This window comes from Micromonospora sicca, from assembly GCF_003172935.1.
Classification (GTDB): domain Bacteria; phylum Actinomycetota; class Actinomycetes; order Mycobacteriales; family Micromonosporaceae; genus Micromonospora; species Micromonospora sicca.
Genome location: NZ_QGKS01000348.1, coordinates 1 through 10,419, shown reverse-complemented (window position 1 = coordinate 10,419; position 10,419 = coordinate 1). Strand labels below are relative to the sequence as shown.

Below are 10,419 nucleotides of genomic sequence, written 5' to 3'. Positions count from 1 at the left end.
ACACTGATGCACCTCGTCGCGGCGGCCAGGTCCAGCGGGCGGGGGTCGGCGGGGCGGCGCGGACCGGCCGCGGTTACCGGTGTACGGGCGGGGTGAAAGGCACGGCCAGTAGACAACGGCCAGGCGGGGGCAGCCAGTCCGCGTCCGGTCGGTCCGAAGGTCGGCGCCGTTCATCCTCGTCCCACCGGCCGGGAAGGGCCTGGGAGCATCGGGGCGCGGCGCGAGCCGCGCCCCGATTTCGTTCCCCGTCTCAGACCTCCCGCCGGTACGCCTCCAGCCGGTCGGCGAGCAGCACCGGCCGGCTCAACGCGAGCAGGTGCCCGCCGGGCAGCTCGTCGGGCTCCACGCCGAGACGCTCACGCGCGAGCCGCCGCTGGAACTCCAGCGGGAAGAACCGGTCGTCGCGGCCGGACACCACCCGGGTCGGCACGTCCGGCCAGCGGCGCAGCGGATTGGGCCGGGTGAACACCGCCGGCGACTCCGACGGCCCGCCGGCGGCCAGGAGCCGCGCCGTCACCTCCTGCGGCACGTCGTGGAAGAAGTCCACCGCCAGGTCCACATCGGCGTCCGGGTCGCGGCCCTGCGCGGCCGCGTATGCGGCGCGGGCCGGCGCGTGGCCGGTGGCCGCCCACCAGTCGCCCGCGGTCTCCCCGGGCGCGGGGATCATCGGGTTGACCAGCACCAGCAGCCGCACCGCCGGATGGTCGGCGACCAGCGGCGCGGTGAACGCGCCCAGCGACTGCGCCACCAGCGTCACGTCCCGGTGGCCGTCGACCGCGGCGCGGACCGTGTCGGCGTACTCGGGCAGGGCGGCGTGTTCGTCGGCGGCGGGCAGGTCCACCGCCACCGCCTCCCGGCCCCGGCGGCGCAGCTCGTCGACGAGCAGCCGCCAGTAGTCGCCGCTGCCACCGGCACCGGGAATCAGCACGTACGTCATCGTCGCCCCCGTGGTCGCATGTGGCACAGGATGCCAGCCGGGTCCGACAGGTGCGGGCGGGAACGCGCCAGGGTCAGCGGGCGGCGGGGCGGGCGCGGACGTGCAGCCGCTCGCCCTGCGGGCCGAACAGGGTGAGCAGTTCCGCGGGCTGCGAATCCGGGTTGGCGACCGCGTGCGGCAGGCGGGTGTCGAACTCGGCGACCTCGCCGGGGGTCAGCAGCAGGTCGTGTTCGGCCAGCAGCAGGCGGACCCGGCCGGACAGCACGTACAGCCACTCGTGGCCCTCGTGGGTCTGCTGTCGCGGCTCGGCGGGGGTGTGCGGCGGCAGGATCTGCTTGAACGCCTGCAGGCCGCCCGGGCGGCGGGTCAGCGGCAGGAACGTGATGCCGTGGCGGACGATCGGGCGCGGGTGCACCCGCGGGTCGCCGGTGGCCGGCGCGCCCACCAACTCGTCCAGCGGCACCTGATGGGCGCGGGCGAGGGGCAGCAGCAGCTCCAGGGTGGGCCGGCGGCCACCGGACTCCAACCGGGACAGGGTGCTGACCGAGATGCCGGTGGTCTCCGCGAGCTGGGCCAGGGTGACGCCGCGCCGGGTGCGCAGGGCCCGCAGCCGGGGACCCACCGCCGCCAGCACCGCCGACTCCTCGTTTGCCATAACAGCAACATTACTTGCCGCCGAGCCGGGTCGGGCGCACGGTGGGCACCGACAACAGCGACGGAGGCGACGATGAACGACAGATACGACGTGGTGGTGGTCGGCGGTGGGGCCGCCGGGCTCGCCGGGGCGCTGGCCCTGGCCCGGGCGCGGCGGTCCGTGCTCGTGATCGACGCGGGGCAGCCCCGCAACGCGCCGGCCGGGCAGGTGCACAACTTCCTCGGCCACGACGGCACGCCGCCGGCCGACCTGCTCGCCGCCGGCCGCGACGAGGTCACCCGGTACGGCGGCGAGATCGTCGCCGGGACGGCCGAGGACGCGACGCGCGACGGCGACGGGTTCCTGGTGACCCTGCACGACGGGCGGGACGTGCGGGCCCGGCGGCTGCTGGTCACCACCGGGCTGGTCGACGAACTGCCCGACGTGCCCGGGCTGGCCGGGCGGTGGGGACGCGACGTGCTGCACTGCCCGTACTGCCACGGCTGGGAGGTCCGGGACCGGCGGATCGGGGTGCTGGCCACCGGGCCCCTCGCGGCGCACCAGGCGCAGCTGTGGCGGCAGTGGAGCCCGCACGTGACGCTGCTGCTGCACGACGTCCCGGAGCCGGACGCGGAGGAGGCCGAGCGGCTGGCGGCGCGCGGGATCGCCGTCGTCGACGGCCCGGTCGCCGCGCTGGAGGTGACCGGCGACGCGCTCACCGGGGTGCGGCTGACCTCCGGCGAGGTCGTCGCGCTCGACGCCGTGGTGGTGGCCGCCCGGGCCACCGCGCGGGCGGGCGTGCTGCGGTCGCTCGGGCTGGCCCCGGCCGACGTGGAGATGGCCGGTCACGTCGTCGGCGCGCAGATCCCCGCCGACCCGACCGGCGCCACCGCCGTGCCCGGCGTGTGGGTGGCGGGCAACGTCGCCGACGTACGCGCGCAGGTGGTCACGGCCGCCGGGGCCGGGCTGACCGCCGGCGCGGCCATCAACGCCGACCTGGTCGCCGAGGAGACCGACGACGCCGTCGCCGGCTACCGGCGTGACCTGAGCACGATGTTCGAGCGGGCCGCCTGGGAGGAGCGCTACCAGGCCCGGCCGGCGGTGTGGAGCGGGCGGCCCAACCCGCAACTGGTGGCCGAGGCCACCGCCCTGGCTCCGGGGCGGGCGCTGGAGGTCGGCTGCGGCGAGGGCGCCGACGCCGTCTGGCTCGCGCAGCGGGGCTGGCAGGTCACCGCGGTCGACATCGCCGACACCGCCCTGCGGCGGGCCGCCGCGCACGCCGAAGCGGCCGGCGAGCCGGTTGCCGCGCGGATCACCTGGACGCAGGCCGACCTGCGGGAACAGCCGCCGGCCGGCCGGTACGACCTGGTGTCGGCGCAGTACATGCACCTGCCCGGCGACGCGCGACGGCAGCTGTTCGCGCGGCTGGCCGCCGCGGTCGCCCGGGGCGGCACCCTGCTGATCGTCGGGCACCACCCGTCCGACCTGCGGACCACCGCACACCGGATGCACTTCCCCGACATGATGTACACCGCCGAGGAGGTCGCCGCCGACCTCGACCCCGACGTGTGGCAGGTGTGTGCGGCCGAGGCCCGGCCGCGGGCCGCGGTGGACCACGACGGACGCGACATCACCATCCACGACGCCGTGCTGGTGGCACGCCGCAGCTGAACCCGGCGGCCACCTGCCGCTGCCCGCGCCCACCGAAGCCCCCGTCGACGCCACGCCGGTCTGGTCATACCAGGTATCCTGCCTGGTATGACCAGACCGGTGAGGAAGCTGTCGATCTCCGTTCCACCGGACGTCGCCGAGCGCCTGGAGCGTGAGCCCAACGCCAGCGCCTACCTGGTGGAGGCCGCCCGTGCGCTCATGCGTCGGGAGGCGCTGACCGCCGAACTGGCGCACCAGGGCATCCAGGTCACCGAGGACGGTGTGGCCCGGGCGAGGGCGGCACGCGCCGCGGTGGACGCGGCGTGGCCGCCCGAGCGCTACCAGGCGGTGCGCGAGCGGGTCCGCCACGCGGTCGACAACGAGGTCACCGGCTCCTCGCAGGCGCCGGCCGCGTGACGGCGTACGACGCGCCGCCGGTGCGGCTGATGCTGGACCGGTCCGCGCTGCTGGCCTACCTGGCCGGTTCGGTGCACGTGGGGGAGCCGCTGCACGAGGTGATCGCCGACGGGGTGCGGTTCGGCGTGACCGCCGTGACCGCCGCCGAGACCCTCGCCGTCGTCGACGACCCGAAGGACCGGGCGGCGCTGCACCGGCTGCTCGGTCTGGACGCGTGCGCCATGCTGCCGACTCCCGCCGGGTCGTGGCAGGAACTGGCCTACTGGCGGGGCTTCACCGGCCGCGTGGACCTGGCCACCACGGTGCTGGCCTGCCTGGAGCACGACGCCCCGATCCTGACCGGGGAGCCGCGGTACGGCGACGGGGACCTGCCGGTGATCCCACTGCCCGACTAGGCAGGCCACCGCACCGGCATCGGACGGCGCCGGCCGGGTAGCCTTCGGCCCGTGATCGTGGTGAGGTGCCGGTGACGATGCTCGACCGGGAAGAGGCGCGTGCCACCGCCGGGGTACGCGACGGCGGGACCGGACGTCCGCTCCCGTTGAAGGTGGCCGTGCCGCTGGCGCTCGTGGCCGGACTGGCGCTGCTGGCCGCGTTCCCCCCGTACGGGGTGTGGCCGCTGGCGCCGGTCGGCGTGGCGCTGCTGGCCGCGGCCGCGCACCGGCGGCGGCTGCGCGCCGGCGCCGGGCTGGGCTTCCTCACCGGGGTGGCGCTGTTCGCGCCGCTGCTGGAATGGACGAACCTGCACACCGGCTACCTGCCGTGGGTGCTGCTGTCCCTGCTGCAGGCCGGCTACCTGGCGCTGCTCGGCGCGGCCACCGCCTGGGTGACCCCGCTGGCCGAGCGGTGGCGGTGGGCGTGGCCGGCGCTGACCGGGCTGCTGTGGGTGGGGCAGGAGGCGCTGCGGGACCGCACCCCCTTCGGTGGGTTCCCGTGGGGGCGGTTGGCGTTCAGCCAGGACTCCTCGCCGCTGCTGCCGCTGGCCGCGCTCGGCGGGGCCCCGCTGGTGACCTTCGCGGTGGCGCTGGCCGGCGGGCTGCTGGTCGCCGTCGCCTGGCGGCCGTGGCAGCACCAGGCCGGTCAGTGGCGGCCGGTGGCCGGGCTGCTCGCCGCGCTGGCCGTCGTCCTCGGCGCCGGGTCGGCGGTGCCCGTCGGCGTACGCGGCGGCGGCGACAGCGTCACCGTGGCCATCGTGCAGGGCAACGTGCCCCGGCTCGGGCTGGACTTCAACGCCCAACGCCAGGCCGTGCTCAACAACCACGTCGACGCCACGCTGACCCTCGCCGCGCAGGTCGCCGCCGGGGCGCAGCCCCGACCGGACCTGGTGGTCTGGCCGGAGAACTCAAGCGACATCGACCCGCTGCGCAACCCCGGCGCCGGGGACCGCATCTCCCAGGCCGCCGACGCCATCGGCGCGCCGATCCTGGTCGGCGCGGTGCTGCTCGGCCCGGGCGAAGGGCAGGTCCGCAACGCCGGCCTGCTGTGGCGGCCCGGCAGCGGAGCCGACCTCGATCAGCTCTACACCAAGCGGCACCCGGTGCCGTTCGCCGAGTACGTGCCGCTGCGTTCCATCGCCCGGGCGGTCAGCTCCGAGGTCGACCGGGTCCGCTCCGACTTCGTCGCGGGCACCCACCCCGGCGTGCTCGACGCCGGGCCGGCGGTGCTCGGCGACGTGATCTGCTTCGAGGTCGCCTACGACGGCATCGTCCGGGACACCGTCACCGGCGGCGCGCAGCTGCTGGTGGTGCAGACCAACAACGCCACCTTCGACGTGGCCGAGGCCCGCCAGCAGTTGGCCATGGTGCGGCTGCGGGCGGTCGAGCACGGCCGGGCCGCGCTGATGGCCTCCACGGTCGGAGTGTCCGGGTTCGTTACCCCGGACGGGCGGGTAACCGGTGCCACCGGATTCAACACCGCGGCGGTGGTGGTCCGGCAGATGCAGCTCGGGGACGGTCGTACGCCGGCCACCCGGGCGGGAGTGTGGCCGGAGGTGGCGCTCGCGGCGCTCGCCGTCGCGGCCCTGGCCGGCGCGGCGGTGCTGCGCCGCCGCCGGGAGGCCGCCCCCGACTAGGACGACTGGGCCGGTACGCGCGGAAGGGCGGTAACGCGGTGGTCGAGGCAGCCGAGAGGCGGACGGTCGGCCATCCCGGGGTGGGACGGGTCCTCGTGGTCATCCCCACCTACAACGAGGCCGACAACGTCACCCGGATCGTCGCCCGGGTACGCGAGGCCGCGCCCGCGGTGGAGATCCTCGTCGCCGACGACAACAGCCCCGACGGCACCGGCGCGATCGCCGACGCCCTCGCCCGGACCGACCCGCAGGTGCACGTGCTGCACCGGCAGAGCAAGGAAGGGCTCGGCGCGGCCTACCTGGCCGGGTTCGCGTGGGCCCGCAGCCGCGAGTACGACGCGGTGGTGGAGATGGACGCCGACGGCTCGCACGCCCCGGAGGACCTGCCGGCGCTGCTGGACGCCGCCCGCGACGCCGAAGTGGTGATCGGCTCCCGGTGGACGCCCGGAGCGCAGGTGCTGAACTGGCCGCTGCGCCGGCTGCTGCTGTCGCGCTGCGGCAACCTGTACGCGCGGCTGGCGCTGGGCATGCCGGTGGCCGACGCCACCGGCGGCTACCGGGTGTACCGGTCGACGGCCCTCGACGCGATCGACCTGGAGTCGGTCAGCTCGCAGGGGTACGCCTTCCAGGTGGAGCTGTCCCGGCTGGCGCACCGCGCCGGGGTGCGGATCGTCGAGGTGCCGATCACCTTCGCCGAGCGGGAGCACGGCGACAGCAAGATGAGCCCGCTGATCGTGGCCGAGGCGCTGTGGCGGATCACCGGGTGGGCGCTGCAGGACCGGCGCACGGCGGTGCGGCGGGGCCTGCACGGCACCCCCGACGGTCAGGTCCGGTGGCCCTGAGCGGCGCCGTGTCATGCTGGACAGGGCGGATGTCCGACCCGCCCCAGGCAGATGAGGTGACATGCGCCGAGGACTGAGATTCGTACCGCCGGCCCTGCTGCTGCTCGCGGTGCTGGAGCTGACGGTGTTCGTCCTGGTGGGCCGGGGGATCGGGTTCGGTTCCGCGGTGCTGCTGGTGTTCGCGGCGTCCCTGCTCGGGCTGGTGCTGCTGCGCCGGGAGGGGATGCGCGCGTGGCGGGGCTTCCGGGCCGCCGTGGAGTCGCGTCAACCGCCGGGACCGCAGGTGACCGACGGGCTGGTGGGGCTGCTGGGTGCGTTGCTGCTGGCCACCCCCGGGCTGGTCAGCGGCGTGGTCGGGCTGTTGCTGCTGGTCCCGCCGCTGCGTCGACTCGCCCGGGTCGGTGTGCAGCGTGCCGCCGAGCGCCGGGTGTCGTCGATGGTCGCCGGTGACCTGTTCGGCCCGCGTCGGGTCCGGGTGCGGCGCGGCGCCCCGCAGCCGGCGCCCACGCCGACCGCCCCGCAGCAGCCGGTGACGGACCCCGGGCGGGCCATCGAGGGCGAGATCATCGAGCCCGGCCGGCCCTGAACGAGACGGCGAAGCGCCCCCGGGAAGAACCTTCCCGGGGGCGCTTCGGTCGTACGTGGTGCGCTCAGGCGCGGCCGCGGCGGGTGCGGACCTCCTGGAGTCGCTCGGCCAGGATGTCCTCCAGCTCGGCGATGGAGCGCCGCTCCAGCAGCATGTCCCAGTGGGTACGCGGCGGCTTGGCCTTCTTCTGCTCCGGCTCGGTGCCGTCGACGAGCCGGGCGACGCTGCCGTCGAACTTGCACTCCCAGGTCGTCGGGACCTCAGCGTCGACGGCGAACGGCACCTCGAACTGGTGGCCCTTGGCGCACAGGTACTCGCGGGTCTGACGCGGCGCGAGCTCGGTGTTGCGGTCGGATTCGTAGCTCACCGCGCCCAGGCGGCTTCCGCGCAGCATACGCTCGCCCATGATCGACTTCCCCTCGTTCGTGGTGCTGGTCTTCTCGTGTAACGGTCCGTCGCCACCGGGGCATTCCCGCCCAGGTGGGTGATCCGGCCCCGGGACCCCTGCAAGGGTAACCGGCCATGACCTGAGCCCGGCGGGGTCGTCCCCGGCCGGGTTGAAACGGTGGAGTGTTTTCGCTGTCACCGGGGATGTTAGCCGCCCCAGGTGTGCCGGAGGTGACGATGACCAGTGACGCGCCGGTCGACGCCCGACCGCCCGGCGGGAAGACCTTCTTCGGTCACCCGCGGGCGCTGTCGACTCTGTTCCTCACCGAGATGTGGGAGCGGTTCAGTTTCTACGGCATGCGCGCGATCCTGGTGCTCTACCTCACCGCCGCGGTGGCCGACGACGGGCTGGCCATCCGGGAGTCCACCGCCAACGCCGTCTACGGCACCTACAACGCGATGGTCTACCTGATGGCGCTGCCCGGCGGCTGGGTCGCCGACCGCCTCATCGGGGCCCGGCGCAGCGTGCTGTGGGGCGGCGTGGTCATCGCCGCCGGCCACTACGTGATGGCGATCCCCGCCCGGTGGAGCGTCTTCGCCGGCATGGCGCTGATCGTGCTCGGCACCGGGCTGCTCAAACCCAACATCTCGACCATGGTGGGCGCCCTGTACGACCGGGACTCCACGCGCCGCGACGCCGGCTTCTCCATCTTCTACATGGGCATCAACCTGGGCGCGTTCATCGCGCCGCTGGTCACCGGCTTCCTCGGCGAGAAGATCAACTGGCACCTGGGCTTCGGCGCCGCCGCGATCGGCATGACCTTCGGTGTGCTGCAGTACGTCCTGGGCCGGCGCAACCTCGGCGAGGCCGGCGCCCGGCCCGCCGACCCGCTGCTCGGCGCGGACCGCCGCCGCGCGCTGACCCGCATCGCCGTCGTCACCGTCGCGGTGCTGCTGGTGCTCGCCGTCCTCGCCCTGTTCGGGCTCTTCACCGTCAACACCGTGGTGAACCTGCTCACCGTCGTCACGGTGCTGGTGACCATCGGCTACTTCGCCCGGATCCTCACCGACGGGGAGATCAGCGGGACCGAGCGCAGCCGGATGAAGGCATACCTGTGGCTGTTCGTCTTCGCCGCGGCGTTCTGGCTGATCTACGACCAGGCGGGCTCGGTGCTGAACATCTTCGCCGCCGACAAGACCGACCGGGACGTCCTCGGGTTCACCTTCCCCGCATCCTGGCTCCAGTCGGTCAACCCGATCCTGATCATCATCGGCGCGCCGCTGGCCGCCTGGCTGTGGCTGCGCCTCGGGCACCGGGTCTCCACGCCGATGAAGTTCGCCGTCGGCCTGGTCCTCAACGGGCTGTCGTTCGTGCTGATGGCCGCGGCCGCCCAGGCCGCCGTCGGCGGTGACCTGGTCTCCCCGTGGTGGCTGGTGGCCGTGTACGCCATCCAGGTCGCCGGTGAGCTGGCGCTGAGCCCGGTGGGCCTGTCGGCCACCACCAAGCTCGCCCCGGTGAAGTACGCCAGCCAGATGATGGGCCTGTGGTTCCTCGCCACCGCCGTCGGCGACGCCATCGGTGGCCAGGTGGCCCGGCTGGCCGAGACGTGGCCAGAGCCTACGTACTTCCTCACCTTCGGGCTGGCGTCGGTGGTGCTCGGGCTCGGCGCGGTGATGTTCGCCCGGCACATCCGGCAGCTGATGGCCGGCATCCACTGACCGGCCCCGCCGTCACACCGCCGGGGTCGGCGGCAGCGGCAGCGGCAGCGGCAGCCCGGGCAGCCCGTCGATGCTGCTGGCGACGTGTTCCTTCCCGGCGAAGTACCCGCTCAGCGAGGCGTCGTCCTCGCGGGCGAAGCGCCTGCCGTGCAGGTCCCGGTCGGCGTCGTAGGTCATCAGCGGAACCGCGTAGCCGCAGGTGTCGCGGATCAGCTCGGCACGCACCAGGATGATCGCGCGCAGGCCGTGCACGCTCGTGTCGATGTCCGGGAAGAACCGGACCAGGTCCACCCAGCGGGGATCGTCGCGGAACACCGGCTCGCCGCGGCCGTGCACCCGCACGATGTTCGGCGGGCCGGAGAACGCGCACCACATCAGCGTGATCCGGCCGTTCTCCCGCAGGTGGGCGATGGTCTCCGCATTGGAGCCGGCGAAGTCCAGGTAGGCGACCGTCCGGTCGTCGACGACGGCGAAGGAGCCGCGCAACCCCTTGGGGGAGAGGTTGACCGTGCCGTCGCCGGACAGCGGCGCGGTGGCGGTGAAGAACATCGGCTGCTCCTCGATGAAGGTGCGCAGCCGACCGTCGATGCGTTCGTACGTCTTTCCCACCTCGGCATCATCGCCGCCAACGGGGTCGTGCCGCTGTCCCGTCCCAGCCTGCGGTGACGTGCCGGCGGTCACTTCCCGGGCCGGTGGCGACGCGTGCCCGAGAGATCGCGGGGACGGGTGTCAGGCGTTGTCCGGTTGGCGGGAGCTGAGCCGGGCCAGGGCGCCGGCGAGGTCGCTGACCTGGTCGGCGAGCTGCGCGGCCCGCCGCTGGGCCAGGTCCCGGTCGGCCTCGACGGAGCGCAGCCGTACCGTCAGCTCGGCCAGCCGGGCCTCGACGGACGCGGCGGCTTCCCGTGCGGCGGCCAGTTCGGCCGTCAGGCCGTCCCGCTCGGCCGTGCGGCCCGCCAGTTCCGCGCGGGCGGCGGTGGCCGTCGCGACGGCCTCCTGCCGGGCGGCCTCGGCCCGGCCCTGGGCGTCCTCCGCCTGCTGACGGGCGCGGTCGGCCTCGGCCGCGGCCGCCGCCGCCCGGGCCGCCTCGGCCCGCGCGGCCTCGGCCTCGGTCCGGGCCTGCATGGCCTCGGCGCGCAGCCGCTCGGCCCGCTCCAGGGCCTCGCCGGCCGAGCGCGT

At 74.8% G+C, this 10,419-nt stretch carries 11 protein-coding genes and 1 pseudogene; 7 read left to right on the top strand and 5 right to left on the bottom strand.

The genetic code is table 11. From position 1 onward, the window contains the following. Positions 1-250: 250 nt before the first annotated feature. Together DKT69_RS28555 and DKT69_RS28550 are read right to left on the bottom strand one after the other, a co-directional pair. On the bottom strand, positions 251-937 hold the full coding sequence (locus tag DKT69_RS28555; RefSeq protein WP_109804571.1) for an alpha/beta fold hydrolase: 687 nt from the start codon (positions 935-937) through the stop codon (positions 251-253). Between the two features lie 73 nt (positions 938-1,010). After that, positions 1,011-1,592 carry a helix-turn-helix domain-containing protein gene (locus tag DKT69_RS28550; protein ID WP_109804570.1) on the bottom strand — a complete coding sequence of 194 codons (582 nt, stop codon included), beginning with the start codon at positions 1,590-1,592 and terminating at the stop codon, positions 1,011-1,013. Between the two features lie 72 nt (positions 1,593-1,664). Between DKT69_RS28550 and DKT69_RS28545 the strand changes: the two genes are divergently transcribed. The 6 genes from DKT69_RS28545 to DKT69_RS28520 all read left to right on the top strand — a co-directional run bounded on the left by DKT69_RS28545 (position 1,665) and on the right by DKT69_RS28520 (position 7,137). After that, entirely contained in the window at positions 1,665-3,242 is a 1,578-nt protein-coding gene (locus tag DKT69_RS28545; protein WP_109804569.1) for an FAD-dependent oxidoreductase, read from the top strand. Positions 3,243-3,329: 87 nt separating this feature from the next. After that, positions 3,330-3,638, top strand: coding sequence for a hypothetical protein (locus tag DKT69_RS28540; RefSeq protein ID WP_109804568.1), 309 nt, complete (start codon positions 3,330-3,332; stop codon positions 3,636-3,638). 29 nt (positions 3,639-3,667) lie between these two features. Continuing rightward, on the top strand, positions 3,668-4,033 hold the full coding sequence (locus DKT69_RS28535; protein WP_255544407.1) for a PIN domain-containing protein: 366 nt from the start codon (positions 3,668-3,670) through the stop codon (positions 4,031-4,033). A 71-nt stretch (positions 4,034-4,104) separates the two neighbouring features. Next, the gene (gene lnt / locus DKT69_RS28530) at positions 4,105-5,709 is read left to right on the top strand and encodes an apolipoprotein N-acyltransferase (protein ID WP_109804573.1); all 1,605 of its coding nucleotides are present in this window, start codon (positions 4,105-4,107) and stop codon (positions 5,707-5,709) included. A 38-nt stretch (positions 5,710-5,747) separates the two neighbouring features. After that, positions 5,748-6,551 (top strand): polyprenol monophosphomannose synthase, encoded by an 804-nt coding sequence (locus tag DKT69_RS28525; RefSeq protein WP_109804566.1) that lies wholly within the window; start codon positions 5,748-5,750, stop codon positions 6,549-6,551. Between the two features lie 61 nt (positions 6,552-6,612). Next, positions 6,613-7,137 carry an FxsA family protein gene (locus DKT69_RS28520; protein ID WP_109804565.1) on the top strand — a complete coding sequence of 175 codons (525 nt, stop codon included), beginning with the start codon at positions 6,613-6,615 and terminating at the stop codon, positions 7,135-7,137. 64 nt (positions 7,138-7,201) lie between these two features. Here the strand turns inward: DKT69_RS28520 and DKT69_RS28515 are convergent, their stop codons facing one another. Beyond that, entirely contained in the window at positions 7,202-7,543 is a 342-nt protein-coding gene (locus DKT69_RS28515; protein ID WP_007070998.1) for an RNA polymerase-binding protein RbpA, read from the bottom strand. Positions 7,544-7,761: 218 nt separating this feature from the next. On the opposite strand from DKT69_RS28515, the gene DKT69_RS28510 reads away from it, so the two are divergent. Continuing rightward, entirely contained in the window at positions 7,762-9,243 is a 1,482-nt protein-coding gene (locus DKT69_RS28510; RefSeq protein WP_109804572.1) for a peptide MFS transporter, read from the top strand. Positions 9,244-9,255: 12 nt separating this feature from the next. On the opposite strand, the gene DKT69_RS28505 is transcribed toward DKT69_RS28510, so the two are convergent. Continuing rightward, positions 9,256-9,852, bottom strand: coding sequence for a pyridoxamine 5'-phosphate oxidase family protein (locus DKT69_RS28505; RefSeq protein WP_109804564.1), 597 nt, complete (start codon positions 9,850-9,852; stop codon positions 9,256-9,258). Between the two features lie 120 nt (positions 9,853-9,972). Beyond that, positions 9,973-10,419 (bottom strand): annotated as a pseudogene (locus DKT69_RS38580) (hypothetical protein); the annotation flags it as partial.